Below are 14,989 nucleotides of genomic sequence, written 5' to 3' on the forward strand. Positions count from 1 at the left end.
CTACCTGCAATTAACGCTAAACTGACTTTCGGGTACTCAATGCAGCTCGGAACGCCGGATAACACCGACACCCAGCCCCTCAATAAAGAGTTCCTGTTCAGAAAGGTCCACTTCAATCGGACGAAACTCTTCATTCTCTGCCAGTAACCAAACCTTTCGCCCCTCTTTACGGAACCGCTTTACCGTAACTTCATCACCAACGCGAGCCACGACAACCTGGCCATTGTGAACGTCCTGAGTCCTGTGAACCGCAAGTAAGTCACCATCCAGAATACCTATATCTTTCATACTCATACCACGCACCCGCAACAGGTAGTCTGCTTTGGGTGAAAAGAAATCAGGCTGCAATGCACAATGGTCTTCAATATGCTCCTGAGCCAGAATTGGGCTGCCAGCGGCTACCTGCCCAATAACCGGTAGCCCCAGGTCCGGCTCAGCTTCAGGCAAACGTATACCGCGACTTGCACCAGGCACCATCTCGATTGCACCTTTTCTCGCCAGTGCTCTCAAGTGCTCTTCTGCAGCATTCGCGGAACGAAAACCCAGCTCTGCCGCTATTTCTGCTCTGGTTGGCGGGTACCCTGTTTCGTCGAGGTAACGCCGGATAATATCCAGTACCTGGGACTGTCTGGCGGTCAGTTTCATGAAGGGCGCTCCGGATAATTATGACTGGTTGTTTATACAGTGATTTGACTATATACAGTGTTTTATCCAGTGTAAACCCTGTAATCTGTTATTTATCTCCGGTAATAAGGAAGAAAACGCTCCGGGAGCCGGTGCACCATGAGGTTATGAAGCAACCCGCCTGGGTCATCAGCGTATATGAGAAGGGTAAAATGCCTCCGAACGACGGTATAAAAGATCGCGCCAGGAGGCTGGTAAGAGGCAGGAAAACTGCGGGCTCAGAAATCCCGGGTGTAGAATATGTCCAGTGAAGCGGCCAGCCCACTGGCAGCTTCCAAATAGAAGTATCGGCCCAGATCATAACGCAAAGCGACTGTGGTGATGGGTTCAAAGATCCCCACACCATAACGCAGGCTTAGCTCATCTGTAATATAGCCACTGGCAACGACAGACGCCTGATCTCCCGAACCTTCAGCCTCAAGAATCAGGTTTTTAATGCCCAGTTCATCACCAACACTCTGAGTAAATTCGCTGGTTTGTGTAAGGCCAAGTGAAATGGCAGCCGCACTCATTTGCCCCTCATCACCACGACTCTGCGGTGGCCGACCCAGAATTACATAAGACAACGCATCGCTCTGGGGCATTGAGGGCTCAGAAAACACTTCGGTTTCCGGGGCGCTGATTGGCCCACTCAGCCGGATCCCCGCTACGACCGCATCCACCTCACGAATGGCTTCGATATCAAGGTAGGGTTCAGTGAGCGCTCCCACAAACACCACCCTTGCTCTGCGCAAGTCGAGATCCTGACCGTAAGCTTCGTACCGGCCATTAATCAACCGTAAAGCACCACGGGTATCCATGTCATTGCCAATCCGAAGCGTTCCCTGAAGCTCCCCCGTCAGCCCAAAAGCGTCCAGGGTAACCTCGTCGGCACCCACCACCACCACAATGTCCATCAGAATCGTTCGAATCGCTGGCTCTTCACGCTCCATACCCACAATCACTTCATCCTCGGATACAGACACCGCGGATTCAGGAAGCGCTTTAACCTCGATCCGCCCTCTGGGCACCCCAACGCGGCCAGACACCGATAACTCGCCACTACGCAATCGGATATCCAGATCCGGATCCACTTCCACTGCAGCATAGGGCTCAAAATTTACCGGTATCCGGTCACCTTTAATGTTCAGAATCAAATCCGGCTCTTGTTGCCAGTCCAGGGTCCCCAACAGCTGCCCTTTGCTGCGATCATTACTCTGCCAGCGCCCACTAATGTCTGCTGAGTAGCCAAGGAATTTTAGGGCCAGCACCGTCTCATGCATGGGCAACGGCAATTTGGGATCATAAAAACGCCCTCCGGTCAGTGCCAATTCTCCCGTTACTCGCGGCTTTAACAAAGGGCCCACCAGTTTTCCTTCACCATTAACCTGACCTGAAACTTCCTCCAGCCCCAGAAATGCCGAAGCAAACGCAAGATCCAGACCTTTCAGACTGAACGCTCCATCCACCGTGTGTTCAGCCGATAATGGGTCGATCGCCAACTCAGTCGCGAACTCCCCTAACTCCGGCCCCTTCAGAACCATAGACAATTCAGCTAACGCAGGCTTCAGCAGCGCATCCACAGTGAAAGTTTGATGGCTCAGTATTTCCCAGTCATCGAGTACTAAAAATTTGAAAGCCCCCTCCCCTGCATCCATGCTGATCCGGCCATCAGGGCCGGCGTCAGTGAACGACACTTCGATATCGCCATCAAGCAAGGCAGTCCAACGGAAGGTTTCGGGGAACAGAGGCTCCAGTGCGAGCGTGGGGAACCGGGCAATCTGGTAGGCTATTCTCGTGTCAGGCCAAAGCTGCTGATCCTCAGCACAAACAGAGCTATCCTCCCAGCGCCAGCAGTGGGCCCCGACAGCAACGTGCCCTTCAGCGCTATAAGTCAGCTTTGTCTGCTGATCTATTACCCAGAGTTGCCCAGGGCCAGGGACATCAATTTCGCCGCGGGTCAGAGCCCCACCCCAACTGAGCAAGTCGTCTCCCAGGCTGCCGACGACCTCCAACAGCATTGATACTTCCGGATGGGTTGCCGCCAGTGAAAGTGTATGACTTTGTCGTGTTCCCTTGGCGGAAAATGTCACTGCGTCAAGTGTCTGCTCCGAAGCTGTAATATTTCTGGCCACCAGACTGGCATTCAATACCTCTCCGGCCGCTAGGGCAGCTTCAACATCGAGACTTTCAACCTGAATCAGCTCTTGCCACGCCAGTTTCCGGCCACTCACAAAGAGTTTTGCTTCAGGGTCCATCGCACTCCCTGCAGCCGTTAACCTGGCGGTTAAAGCACCGCCAAGCCCGGGCAGAATCAGATCCGGGCGGGGCAACTGCATCACCAAGTCTGCCCCAATACCCGTGCCTAAATAGCCACTCCCAGTTACCCGATTATCACCAACAGAAACCAGAAGATCTCTGAGCGTCCAATCCGCTCCGTCACTCACTAAATTGCCTTTGGCTTCGGCTATCTGCTGCTGCCATTTGCCCGCCAGATTCCAGTTGGCGGACATCAAGGGCAACCCACGACTCTGAAGCTGGCCCTGAGTATTAACCCGGCCGTTTAAACTGGATTCCAGCACCGGCAACCAATAGCCAGGATTAAACTTATCCAGCATCAGCTCTGCGTGCCAGGACAGAGGGCCGGAAAATCCCAGTTCAGCTTGCCCGCTCAGGGAACCTGCACCGGTTGTCATGTCCAACTGACCGATATTCAGAGATTCAAGATCACCACTCACACTCGCAATCAAATCTGCGATGCCACGGGGCCCATCAACCCTTGCTTCCAAGTCAGCCAGATAAGTGCCATCCCGATAACTTGCCTGGCCCTGCAGTTTTTCCAAAACAACAGGCGGAGCCTGCATGCCGGGCACCAACGCAAACCAAGGAAATAGATCAAGGTTAATATCGGCGTTGGCGCTGAGCCCATCTTCCCACGATACATAACCTGAAGCTTCGAAGGTTCCCGGTTCGTTGCGTTCATTCGCAGCCGGGCCGGAAAGCGAAAGATTCAGATTCGTTACAGCCGTAGTCGTAACCAGCCCTTCCAGAGTAATAAGGAGATCCCCGTTCGCCCCGGGCAGTACCGCATGGGAATTTGCCGAAAAACCGTCTGCCAACGAACCGTCCAGGCCCAGAACCAGATTATTCAACATAAGCGTTGGCGGCAGGCTATCGTGAGCCAGAAATGCAGGCGACTCAATAGCAAGCCTTGCCGGAAGACCGGCTTCAAGAGGCTCGACAGCCCCCTTCAGGTTAGCCCCCAGGTACCCTTCGCTCTGCCCGGCGACCCTCAATTCTCTAACGCTGCCGGCAAGGTTTAAATCCAGCAACCAGGAGTCGCCTGCAGGTGGGGGAAGCTCGACCCTCACATTTAAATCAAGGGGCCAGTCTCTGCGCATTTCAGCCCAGCCACTGGCGCTCACCCGAAGATCCCCCAGAACATAAGACGCATGGTCAATATTCAGGCTGGCGCCAGAGGCACTCGACATTAGCTCAACGCGATCCCATATTGTGCGGCCATTAATCGTCAGTGTGCCCAAACCAACATTATTAACATTCAAGGTCAGCGGTAAATTGATATCGGGAAGGTTGATAGTGCCGCGCTCCTGGCCTTCTTCACCAGAAGGTTGAACCGCTACGTCGATGCGAGTTGCCTTGAGGGTATCGAGACAAACCCTTAGCTCAAACAGGCAAGTCGGGGACCAGTCCACCTCTGGTGCCTGAACCAGAACACCTACGCCATAGCCCTGCCATTCCAGGCGATCCGCCTGCCATCGGCCCAACAAGGACCCACTCCCGGCTTCAGCCTGAAAGCCCGGAATTTTTTCCAGTGCCCAGGCTGTCCCCTTGTCAGTATTCAAGGCGAGAAGCACCAAACTAAAGAGCACTAAAGGCAACAAAACGGTCAGCGCAAAAACGACGAATAACCAAAACCAACAAGACCGCCTCAGTGCTCCCCTGACGACTTCTGGCTGGTCAGGATTATCTGGCTTAACAGACTGCTGTGTCACAATTCAGGTCCCATAGAAAAGTGGACTCGCCAATCTCCGCCAAAAGATTCATTCAGGCCCTGGGCAAGGTCGAGCCTTAGCGGCCCAACAGGACTCACCCAGCGAATGCCCATTCCAACACCCGTGGCCAAGGGGTCAAAAATATCATCCACGGCATTACCTTCATCTATAAACGCTGCAACCCGCCAGTTTTTTGCAAACTCATACTGATATTCAGCACTGCCAACCACAAGATAGCGCCCACCGACTGCTGCGCCATCCTCATCCGTAGGAGACAGTGTTTCGTAGGCATAGCCGCGCACCGATTGATCGCCACCCGCAAAGAATCGCAACGAAGGAGGTACGTCTGAAAACTGATTGGTAGCAACGCCACCCACATTGAACCTGGCTAAAAAACGATGATTGTCAGCCAGGGTATAGAGGCCACGAGCCAGAAAATTAACATGCAAAATATCGGCATCTGACAGAGCCGCCCTGTGGGCACCAGTGACATCAACTTGTAAGCGAAAACCTTTTGAGGGATCTAAGGGGGAATTAGACTCAAGCCTGGAGTATCCGATACTCGGCAACATAAGGCTGGAGGTATTCTCGTCATCCTCACCGATGGTGTAGCGCTCCCCTTCCCAGCGAATCGCCAAAACCTGCATCCAACCGTTATCTAGCTGATGACGCCACTGCTGCCCCAACGTCAGCAGTTCCGACTCAACATCTTCAACCTGCTCTCGCTGATAACCCGTACTCAGACGAATAGAGTCAGTCATTGGAGGGTCGAGAGGCAGCTCATACCAACCTGAAATATTCTGACGCAGCTCCGATAACTCTGTGTCCAAGCCACGACGATGCCCCATGGAATTCGTATAATGCTCCCGCCAATTCCCGCGAAAACGGGGCCCCACATCCGTTGAAAACCCCACACCGGCAGCTAAAGACCGGCGTTCTCTGGGGGTCAGGCCAATGGTTACCGGTATCACCCCGTCTTCCGCACTGTTTGGCGAAGCATCAAGATCAACTCCGGAAAAATAACCGCTGTTAGACAGATCACGGCTGAGTTTAGCCACCTCACCTGCATGAAACGGATCACCTGGCTCAAATGTTACAAATTGATCCAGCAAACTCTGATCGAATCCATGTCCCTCGAGAAACGTAACGGGGCCCAAGCGATACCGGCTTCCGGAACGAAAACGCAAATCTATATCGGCGACCTTTTTCAACGGATCAACCTTCAGCTCGCGAGCTTCAAACTCTCCATCGAAGTATCCCAATCGGCCGGCGCTGTTTTGGAGGCTCTGACGCAAGTTGTCATACTCGCCATGATTAAGCACATCGCCCACCCTGGGCTGCTCAGGCAACCGGCCCAAGAGTTCCGTGTCTTCTTTTCCCGGCCCACTAATAACAACTTTCCGTTGCCTCACTCTGACGGGCTCTCCGGGAACCACCGTCAACAGCAACTCGGCAAGCCCTTCTTCACCTTCATTCACCTCCCAGCTAATTTTCGGGCTGTAATACCCCAAAGCACGGAGAGCTTCCTTAACCTGCTCAATCGCTGTTGGCGCGTAACGCCTCAAGCCATCGCCAGTTCTGCCTTCGACTTCTCCGACAAATATGCGGGCATTATCCTCCAACGCACCATAATCACCTTCCACCTGCACTTGAACCTGGCTCCCCATAGCCAGACAGGAATAGCCCAGCACCACCAGCCCGAAGGCCATGAACACGATTTGTTTTCGAAAGAAGGGTGGCATCATACAGTGTACCGGCATCCCAACCAGGTTGATTCATAAGTCCCTGCTATAGAAACGTGAGTTTACCGGTCCCCTGTCAGCCGTGCTACGCCTGATATAACAAATGCACAGCAAGGGTGTCCCAGATACTGAGCGGGTACGCAGCGGCTCCAAATCCGGGATTTTTAAAAACGGCAGGTAAGCTGGGCTCTGGCTTTCCCTCTGCCAAGTCGTTGTGCGGGGCTAAATAGGCTACCCTGTCAGAGACTTATGATTAGTCCCTGCTTCATTTACAGGTAGCCAGAATGCTCAGGATCAATCGCGAAAACCTGAAAGCCAGCCATCAGATGACCTGGTTCCTTATCGATTTTTTGATGTTAGGCCTATTGATCATCAACCTCACATTCATTATCTGGGACTCCATCTACAGCTTCATTGCTGTGCAAAACCTCCTAAAAGAGTATTTGCCGACAGCACAGGCTGTGTATCACCCCATCCATGAACGTTTCATCTTCTACGATCTGGCTTTTGTGTGGATATTTCTGACGGAATTCGTTATTCGGTGGGGTTATTCCATCAAGGCAAAAATATACGACCGTTGGTATTTCTACCCGTTTATACACTGGTACGACCTGATTGGTTGTATTCCTGTCGGCAGCTTACGGTTTCTGAGGGTCCTACGGATTTTTTCGATCATTTACCGGCTCCACCAATATAAAATTATCGATTTCACCAGCACCCGGTTATACACCTTCGTTGCGTTCTACTACGACGCATTTATGGAGGAGTTGTCGGATCGTATTGTTATCAAGGTACTCAGCGGCATTCAACGTGAAGTACAGTCGGGATCGCCACTGTTCGATAGAATTCAGCACGACATTTTGTACCCCAGGCGAGAAATGCTCTCAAACTGGCTATCAGCCCGGGTCGCAGAAGCCGCACAGCAAGGGTACATACCAAATCGAGGCGCGTTACGCGCCTACCTTGAGCACCGGGTCGACAATGCTCTGAAACAAAACCTGGAGCTCTCGCGTCTTAAATACTTACCCGTGGTCGGCCCCACGATCCAGGACACCCTGGAAAATGCCGTGGGCGATATTGTCGCCAATGTGATTCACCAGATTCTGGACGATCTTGCTTCGTCCACTAATCATGCATTTATCGAAGACATCGTTAACGTATTTTTACCCGAGCCCAAAGCAAATGCAGACCAAGACGACAACAAGGAAGCACTGATTGCCTTGATTTCTGAGATCATCGAAGCAATCAAAACCCAGGTTCACGTAAAGCATTGGCGCAACAACCTTCCCTAGAATCGCCCTCACAAATTCAGAGGTCCGCCCTAAATTCCTTACAACAGTAAAAGTTAGTGTCCAAATTATGCCATAATAAGTGGAATCATTTAAAAATGATAAAACGAGGCAAACGATGAAGTTATTAAAAACGAATTGGATTAAAACGCTGGCATTAAGCGCGCTGGTTGCAGCCAGCTCCGTTCAAGCCGGCACGCTTGAAGAACGCATTGCAGATGGTGAAACTATCCGCTTAGGCTTTGCCGCTGCGCCCCCATGGGCTTATGCAGGTAACGACGGCTCCCCAAAGGGCTTTGTAAATGGCATAGCTGTAGACGTGCTCAAGCGCATGGGTCACACCAACATCGAACCCGTACTGACTGACTGGTCCAGCCTGATCCCCAGCCTGAAAGCCGGCCGGGTAGATATGGTTACCGGCGGGATGTACATCGTTAAAGCTCGTTGCGAAAACATGGACTTCTCAGATCCAATTGGTGCCTTCGGTGATACGTTTGTGGTACCCAAGGGCAATCCAAAAAACATTGAGACCTATCAGGACCTGATTGACCAGAACCTGACCATGGTTGCACCCTCAGGCTACAACACTCTGAAAGATGCCAAAGACGCAGGTGTTCCAGCGAGCAACATCACCGAAGTCCCTGGCACAACCGAAGCACTCGCAGCCTTGCGCACAGGCCGCGTTGACGCACTTGCCACCAACGTACTTGAAGCCAAGCACGCAGCAGACATAGACGAGAACTTAGACATGTCTGACCCAGCAAACTTTGTAGGTCGTGACAAGCAGGTTGTGGGAATTGGCTTTCGCCCAGAAGACAAAGAGTTCCGCCTTGCCTTCAATAAAGCCCTGAAAGAATACATAGGCTCTGAAGAAATGATGGCAACCGTCACACCTGACGATTACATCGAAGCATTCTTGCCTGGCGACCTGACCATGGAAGATGCCTGCAAAGCAAACTGATCCACTTGGATCAGTTTGCTTCCAGGACCGCACTCAGAAACTGCTGGGTGCGTTCTTTCTGGGGATTGTCCAGAAGCATTTCCGGCGATCCCTGCTCTTCAATCTGACCGCTATAGAAAAAGCAAATCCGATCTGAAATCTCCCGTGCAAAACCAATCTGGTGCGTCACCATCAACATCGTCAGGTTGTGCTGATCAACCAGTCCACGAATAACGCTCGTCACCTCACTGATCACCTCTGGGTCCAGCGCTGAAGTTACTTCATCAAACAGCATCACCTTCGGTCGCATGGCCAAAGCACGCGCGATAGCAACACGCTGCTGCTGCCCACCTGAAAGCCTCGAAGGATGTTGGTCGCGCTTGTCCGCCATACCTACCAGGTCAAGGAGTTCCAGTGCACGCTCCTCAGCCTCTTTCCTTGAAAGCCCGAGCACTTGCATCGGCCCTTCAATACAGTTACCAAGAGCCGTCATATGTGGAAACAGATTGAAGTGCTGAAAGCACATACCAATCTTCGAACGAATTTTACGCAAATGAGCCGCGTTTGCGCGCACCAGGCGACCGTTCTTTTCCATGTGGGTCAGAGGTTCGCCATCAACATAGATGACACCACTATCGATGGTCTCCAACGTCATCAACATACGCAATACAGTTGTTTTACCTGAACCTGACGGACCAATGATGGTGACCATTTCTCCTTCAGTCACATCAAGATTCAAACCATCCAGCACCGTCAAGTTGCCGTATTTTTTTGTCACATTCTGAAACCGAACCATGGGTACATTGTCGCCCTCAAGTTTCAGCGGATATTGGCTCATGTCGTGTGTCATCTGGTCAGTCCCATATTGCGGCGTAATGCTGTCTCGAATCGGCGGAGGAGCCAGGCTGTAGGTAGTGAAATCGCCAGAAAGATCAGACCGACGATAGTGTAAGGTTCAAGATAACGGAAGTTTTCAGCGCCAATAGAGTTGGCAGCATGCATCAATTCCGCCACACCAATAACAGACAGCATCGGCGTATCTTTAAAAATACCCACCAGGTAGTTACCCATCCCGGCCAACGCAGGCGGAAGAGCCTGTGGAATAATGATGCGGCGATAGGTTTTGGCCGTAGACAGATTGATGGCCCGAGCTGCCTCCCACTGCCCCTTAGGAACACTTTCAATGCCGCCTCGATACACTTCCGACAGGTAGGCAGCGTAATGCAAACCAATAGCGATCAATCCGGCGCTCCAGGGTGACAGACGCAAGCCAAACTGAGGGCCCACATAATAGATAAAAAAGATTTGCAACAGCAGCGGCGTTGAGCGAATAAATTCCACCAACTCACGAACCACGAACGTCAGGAGGCGCGACGGTGTGCGCTGAGCAAGCGCAAACACCAGCCCAAGAACCACAGCCACAACATAACCACCACCAGCGGCCAGCATGGTATTGCCTGCTGCTGCAAGCAAGCGGGGCAGGATTTCCCAGGTAAAGTCCAGTTTCCAGTCAAGCATGATTTAAGCCCGTCCGATTTTGCGCGCCATAACCCGTTCGAGCCAACGCATGATGGGCGTGACCATAAATCGAGCAAAGATATAGTAAATGATAAGTGCAGTGCCAAAGGCCTGTGCTGACAGGTAGGTGTTGTTGTTAATCTGGCGCGTTTCAAACATAAGATCAGCAACAGAGATCAGAGCGACCAGCGCCGTTCCTTTCAAAATCTCAATCATCAGATTGCCCCATGGCGGCAAAATAGCAACCAAAGCCTGAGGCAGGATGACCCGCCTCATACGTTGCGCGGTCGACATGTTGAGTGCCAATGCCGCTTCCCACTGACCTCTCGGAACGGACTGGATAGCTCCACGCACCAACTCGGCACCATAAGCGCCATAGCACAGCCCCACAGTAAGAAAACCAACCGTAAACTTATCCATGGTGATGCCGAACAACGGAAGCACAAAGTAAAACCAATAAAGCTGCACCAGAAGGGACGTGCCACGAAAGATCTCGATATAAACAACCGCTATACCACGCACAGCTTTGAAGCGGGCCATCTTCATCAAACCCGAGACGAGTGCCGCAATGACCGCCACCACAACGGCCAACCCGAACTGCCCTAAGGTAATCAGCGTACCGTCTAAAAATCGGCCGCTATAGGTTTCAAGAAATTCAAGATAGGGCATCGTTATATTTGGCCTTTGGGCTCATCGCCTGCTGGTTAAACTGAATGCGGCTAGTAAATAGTATTCAGGAGAGTTCTACTTGATAGCAGAACTACTTCTGTAGTCCTGTAAACTTTAGCCTTGAATAAACAGCTAGCTATTATTACACAAATTCAGCCAAAATTGCCCATGAACGATCAGGTCACCACCCAAAACCGGCCATTATTGGCACTATAAACCTCCCTCATATCATTCGACCTGTAAACTTCATCAAACCACAACCCCCGACAGCATGGCGCTAACACCGCATAGAAATATAGCTTCTGGATAGAGTTAGCGGCCAGCAACCACGTCAGACTCTAACGAATCTCTGCGCGAACCGCTTTCCGACACCACAGCCTGAATTACACCCGAAACGATAATTAACGCACTTCCGGTCATTTGCATAGTGCTCAGGCTTTGATCAAAGAGAACCCAGGCCAGCGCAACAACGGTGATAGGTTCCAGATAGGCCAATGTCCCAAACGTTGCCGCGGGAAGTGCCCTGAGCGCTACAACCGCCAGCATAATTGCAAGAAATCCGGGAACGATACCCGCTGCAGTCAACCAGCCCCACTGGGCCCCATTGATGCTGTCTCCTTGTAAAACCATCAAAGGCAGCATGCAAAGCGCGCCAGCCAGCATTTGGTATCCACTTCGAGTCAACACATGCACCCGTTCATGAATCAAGCGATTGATCAATATGAATGCGGCATAGCACAGCATGGCACAGAGCGCATAAAACAGACCAACAGCCTCTTCTGCTCTCCCAGAGAGGTTAAAGTTGAACTCCATCATCATGGCAAAGCCAAACAGGGCCAGCACGATCAAAGCCGCACTCAAACCCGAAAGCCGCTCCCCCATAAAAAAATGAGCCACAACAGAGGCCGTGACCGGGGCAAGATACATAAGCATGACTGCATTCGCCATGCTGGTGTAGGTCATGGCCATCACATAAAAAACAACAAAGCCGGCGAGAAACACTCCAGTCACCAGGACCTTGATACCGGGCCAGGTGCACACTTTCTCCTTTTGCCCTGTAAGCAACAGGAAAATGCCCATAAGAATCGCACCGATAAATAAACGGTAAAAAGTAACCGTTTCAGCACTCACTCCTGCATAGATAGAAATCGCACCGATTGTGCCCATGAAAATGGCAGAAAAAATTGCGGCCAGAATGTACGAACTCATCCGTTTCAGAACCCCCAATAGCAAAAAAGGCAGACCAGTATGTTACTGATCTGCCTTTCTTTTATATGGTAGCGGGGGCTGGATTCGAACCAACGACCTTCGGGTTATGAGCCCGACGAGCTACCAGACTGCTCCACCCCGCATCAAACTTTTCGTTGTACTTCAGGGAGAACCCTGATCAACGTGGCGCAAATAATACAGACTGCCCTTTAACACGTCAACCAATATCTTCAAACAAATCGGATGGGTAGGTCATGGCACCGTCCATACTAACCGAGCCCTGATAAACACCAACCGTATCGATCGCTTCCCGCACAGGCCGGAATGATCGACGATGCTCCGGGGTGGCACCCAAGCGCATCAGCGCTTCCTGATGAACCGGTGTGGGATACCCTTTATGTTTAGCAAAACCAAAGCCTGGATATTTCAGCTCCAGCGCTTCCATTTCTTTATCTCGAGTTACTTTTGCAATAATCGACGCCGCACTGATCGCCTCGACCCGGCTATCACCCTTCACTACCGCCTCCGAAGGCCAGGCCCACTCCGGGCAACGGTTACCATCCACCAGAACATACTCCGGCGCGACCACCAAGCCATCTACCGCCCGCTTCATTGCCAGCATTGTGGCCTGATAGATATTCAGGCGGTCAATTTCTTCGGGCTCACAGCGACCAAGGCTCCAGGCCAGCGCCTTTTCGATGATTTCATCGTACAACATCAATCGTTTCTTTTCGGTCAGCTTTTTCGAATCAGCCAAACCATCAATCGGGCGTTCAGGGTCAAGGATTACAGCAGCCGTCACAACAGCGCCTACCAGTGGCCCCCGGCCAACCTCATCAACACCCGCAAGCAAGCCCCCCTGATAGGAACACTCAAAAGGCGGCAGATCTCTGCTAGCCACGATGTTTTCGCTCCATCAGTTCAGATATCGCAGTTGCAGCGCGTTCATCAGCATTCTGTTTGAGTGCACAATGAAGCTCCATGAAGATTTCTTTCAGGCTCTCACGTCCCGTTTCATCTTCCAACCGCTCCAATACCGCAGCGCCAAGCGCTTCCGGAGTAGCATCATCTTGCAACAGTTCAGGCACCAGCTCTTTTTGGGCTAACAGGTTTGGCAAAGCCACCCAGGGCACTTTGACTAAACGCGACAGCACTTTAAAGCTCAGGTTACTCAACCGGTAACCCACCACCATGGGCTTTTTCAACAGCATGGCTTCCAGCGTCGCAGTGCCCGATGCAAGCATGACTACATCACTGGCGGCCATTACTTCACGGGAACGACCTCTAACCAGGGTTACAGGCAATTTAACCTCAAGGGATTCAACCAGCCCCTGTACCTGCTTCTCCCGGTCACGATTTACACAAGGAATCACCAGCTGAACATCAGGTCTGCGCTCTTGCAGCCAACGAGAGGCCTCAAGAAACAGGGTACCCAGGCGCTCAACTTCCCCTCCCCGGCTTCCAGGTAATACAGCCAGAACAGGCTTATCAGGATCAAGACCAAGACTTTCACGGGCAGCAAGCGTGTTCGGCTCCATTGGCACTCTATCTGCCAGTGGATGCCCTACAAACGCAACCGGAACGTCATGCTCTTCGTAAAACCTGGCCTCAAAAGGAAGCAGAGTGAGCATCAGGTCAACGGATTTAGCGATTTTAAAAATACGCTTCTGACGCCACGCCCACACGGAGGGACTGACATAGTGAACGGAAGGAATACCCGCCTCTCGGCAGCGGCGTTCTATGGCCAGAGTAAAATCAGGAGAATCGATGCCTATAACGACATCGGGAGGCGTATTGAAGAAGTAATCCAGCAGCCGGGCGCGAATGCTGAACAGCTCGCGAATACGGCCTAATACTTCAACCAACCCCATGACCGAAAGCCGCTCCATGGGCACCAGGGAATGAAAACCTTCAGCGACCATTTCATCACCGCCAATACCAACAAAACGGGCGTTGGGGTAACGAAGGCGAAGCGAGCGAATCAGCCCGGCACCGAGAATATCCCCCGATGCTTCTCCGGCAATGATTGCAATGGTAACTTTGCGAGAGCTGACCGAGCCAGCCTGAACGTCTGCCAACGACAGTCTCCTGCCGACTTAGCGGATGATGCCGCGTTCCGATCCCCGGAGCGAGGCAATCAGCGGTTGAACCACAGGGGTGCCAGCAAAGCTCTGCTCCAGCTCTACCAACGCCTGTTCGTTAGTAAGACCCTGACGGTAGATCACCTTGTAGGCACGGCGCAAAGCTAACAAATCGTCTGAGCTGAAGCCGCGACGTTTCAAGCCTTCGACGTTCATCCCATGAGGCTGTGCTGACTGCCCGCTAGCCATGACATAAGCGGGAATATCTTTAAGCACAATACTTCCACCGGCAGCCATACTATGAGGACCAATATGGCAGAACTGATGCACCATAGTTCCCCCACCCAGAATGGCGTAATCGCCCACAGTTACATGGCCAGCCAAAGTTGCACAGTTAGCAAGAATTGTATGGTTTCCAACCACGCAATCGTGCGCAACATGCACGTATGCCATCAGCAGATTATCACTACCGATACAGGTTTCCCCCCGGTCTTGGGTGGTGCCCCGATGGATCGTACAGTTCTCCCGGATAACATTGTTATCACCTATCACGAGTGTTGTAGGTTCACCCGCGTACTTCTTGTCCTGACACTCTTCTCCAATACTGGAGAATTGGAAAATGCGGTTATTTTTGCCAATAACCGTTGGCCCTTTAACCACAACATGGGAGAGAATTTCGGTGTTTTCACCGATCTCCACGCCAGGACCAATGTAGCTCCAGGGGCCTACTGTCACGTTATCCGCCAGTTTGGCTGATGGGTCCACAATCGCTTGAGGATGGACACCCGACCAGTCATTTGTCGCCATCAAACTTCTCTCTCAGCGGTAAGTATTTCTGCCACACACACAACGTCTCCATCGACCA

General features: G+C 52.0%; 12 protein-coding genes and 1 tRNA gene. 2 read left to right on the plus strand and 11 right to left on the minus strand.

All coding sequences use genetic code 11. The features are described from left to right. Nucleotides 1-36: 36 nt before the first annotated feature. The 3 genes from lexA to ABYA77_RS09675 all read right to left on the minus strand — a co-directional run bounded on the left by lexA (nucleotide 37) and on the right by ABYA77_RS09675 (nucleotide 6,385). Entirely contained in the window at nucleotides 37-645 is a 609-nt protein-coding gene (gene lexA, locus ABYA77_RS09665; RefSeq protein ID WP_372965755.1) for a transcriptional repressor LexA, read from the minus strand. 257 nt (nucleotides 646-902) lie between these two features. Continuing rightward, nucleotides 903-4,676: a translocation/assembly module TamB domain-containing protein gene (locus ABYA77_RS09670; RefSeq protein ID WP_372965756.1), complete on the minus strand. Its 3,774-nt coding sequence runs from the start codon at nucleotides 4,674-4,676 to the stop codon at nucleotides 903-905. After that, nucleotides 4,673-6,385 (minus strand): autotransporter assembly complex family protein, encoded by a 1,713-nt coding sequence (locus ABYA77_RS09675; RefSeq protein WP_372965767.1) that lies wholly within the window; start codon nucleotides 6,383-6,385, stop codon nucleotides 4,673-4,675. The genes ABYA77_RS09670 and ABYA77_RS09675 overlap by 4 nt, the downstream gene beginning before the upstream one ends. A gap of 317 nt (nucleotides 6,386-6,702) precedes the next feature. Here ABYA77_RS09675 and ABYA77_RS09680 point away from each other — a divergent pair, with 317 nt between their 5' ends. Next, nucleotides 6,703-7,710 carry a hypothetical protein gene (locus ABYA77_RS09680; protein ID WP_372965757.1) on the plus strand — a complete coding sequence of 336 codons (1,008 nt, stop codon included), beginning with the start codon at nucleotides 6,703-6,705 and terminating at the stop codon, nucleotides 7,708-7,710. Nucleotides 7,711-7,825: 115 nt separating this feature from the next. Next, nucleotides 7,826-8,668: a transporter substrate-binding domain-containing protein gene (locus tag ABYA77_RS09685; protein ID WP_372965758.1), complete on the plus strand. Its 843-nt coding sequence runs from the start codon at nucleotides 7,826-7,828 to the stop codon at nucleotides 8,666-8,668. A gap of 10 nt (nucleotides 8,669-8,678) precedes the next feature. Here ABYA77_RS09685 and ehuA read toward each other — a convergent pair whose 3' ends face one another. The 8 genes from ehuA to lpxA form a co-directional block, all read right to left on the minus strand. Then, nucleotides 8,679-9,497: an ectoine/hydroxyectoine ABC transporter ATP-binding protein EhuA gene (gene ehuA / locus ABYA77_RS09690; protein WP_372965759.1), complete on the minus strand. Its 819-nt coding sequence runs from the start codon at nucleotides 9,495-9,497 to the stop codon at nucleotides 8,679-8,681. Then, nucleotides 9,494-10,165, minus strand: a complete 672-nt coding sequence (gene ehuD, locus ABYA77_RS09695; protein WP_372965760.1) for an ectoine/hydroxyectoine ABC transporter permease subunit EhuD — start codon at nucleotides 10,163-10,165, stop codon at nucleotides 9,494-9,496. The genes ehuA and ehuD overlap by 4 nt, the downstream gene beginning before the upstream one ends. Before the next feature lie 3 nt (nucleotides 10,166-10,168). Further along, a complete protein-coding gene (ehuC, locus tag ABYA77_RS09700) occupies nucleotides 10,169-10,834 on the minus strand; it encodes an ectoine/hydroxyectoine ABC transporter permease subunit EhuC (RefSeq protein WP_372965761.1) in 666 nt (221 codons plus the stop codon). Between the two features lie 312 nt (nucleotides 10,835-11,146). Further along, nucleotides 11,147-12,043, minus strand: a complete 897-nt coding sequence (locus ABYA77_RS09705) for a DMT family transporter (RefSeq protein ID WP_372965762.1) — start codon at nucleotides 12,041-12,043, stop codon at nucleotides 11,147-11,149. 66 nt (nucleotides 12,044-12,109) lie between these two features. Beyond that, nucleotides 12,110-12,186, minus strand: a tRNA-Met gene (locus ABYA77_RS09710). Between the two features lie 74 nt (nucleotides 12,187-12,260). After that, complete coding sequence (gene rnhB, locus ABYA77_RS09715) at nucleotides 12,261-12,944, minus strand: ribonuclease HII (RefSeq protein WP_372965763.1); 684 nt, start codon at nucleotides 12,942-12,944, stop codon at nucleotides 12,261-12,263. Further along, nucleotides 12,937-14,121 carry a lipid-A-disaccharide synthase gene (lpxB, locus tag ABYA77_RS09720; RefSeq protein WP_372965764.1) on the minus strand — a complete coding sequence of 395 codons (1,185 nt, stop codon included), beginning with the start codon at nucleotides 14,119-14,121 and terminating at the stop codon, nucleotides 12,937-12,939. The genes rnhB and lpxB overlap by 8 nt, the downstream gene beginning before the upstream one ends. A gap of 18 nt (nucleotides 14,122-14,139) precedes the next feature. Further along, nucleotides 14,140-14,931 (minus strand): acyl-ACP--UDP-N-acetylglucosamine O-acyltransferase, encoded by a 792-nt coding sequence (gene lpxA, locus ABYA77_RS09725; RefSeq protein WP_372965765.1) that lies wholly within the window; start codon nucleotides 14,929-14,931, stop codon nucleotides 14,140-14,142. Between the last annotated feature and the right edge of the window lie 58 nt (nucleotides 14,932-14,989).

Source organism: Marinobacter sp., from assembly GCF_041595835.1.
Taxonomy (GTDB): Bacteria; Pseudomonadota; Gammaproteobacteria; order Pseudomonadales; family Oleiphilaceae; genus Marinobacter.

Bases quoted from the DNA above. Each gene is read 5' to 3' on its own strand.
- lexA (WP_372965755.1), bottom strand. From the start codon at position 645: ATGAAACTGACCGCCAGACAGTCCCAGGTACTGGATATTATCCGGCGT.
- ABYA77_RS09675 (WP_372965767.1), bottom strand. From the start codon at position 6,385: ATGGCCTTCGGGCTGGTGGTGCTGGGCTATTCCTGTCTGGCTATGGGG.
- ABYA77_RS09680 (WP_372965757.1), top strand. From the start codon at position 6,703: ATGCTCAGGATCAATCGCGAAAACCTGAAAGCCAGCCATCAGATGACC.
- ABYA77_RS09685 (WP_372965758.1), top strand. From the start codon at position 7,826: ATGAAGTTATTAAAAACGAATTGGATTAAAACGCTGGCATTAAGCGCG.
- ehuA (WP_372965759.1), bottom strand. From the start codon at position 9,497: ATGACACACGACATGAGCCAATATCCGCTGAAACTTGAGGGCGACAAT.
- ehuD (WP_372965760.1), bottom strand. From the start codon at position 10,165: ATGCTTGACTGGAAACTGGACTTTACCTGGGAAATCCTGCCCCGCTTG.
- ehuC (WP_372965761.1), bottom strand. From the start codon at position 10,834: ATGCCCTATCTTGAATTTCTTGAAACCTATAGCGGCCGATTTTTAGAC.
- ABYA77_RS09705 (WP_372965762.1), bottom strand. From the start codon at position 12,043: ATGAGTTCGTACATTCTGGCCGCAATTTTTTCTGCCATTTTCATGGGC.
- lpxA (WP_372965765.1), bottom strand. From the start codon at position 14,931: ATGGCGACAAATGACTGGTCGGGTGTCCATCCTCAAGCGATTGTGGAC.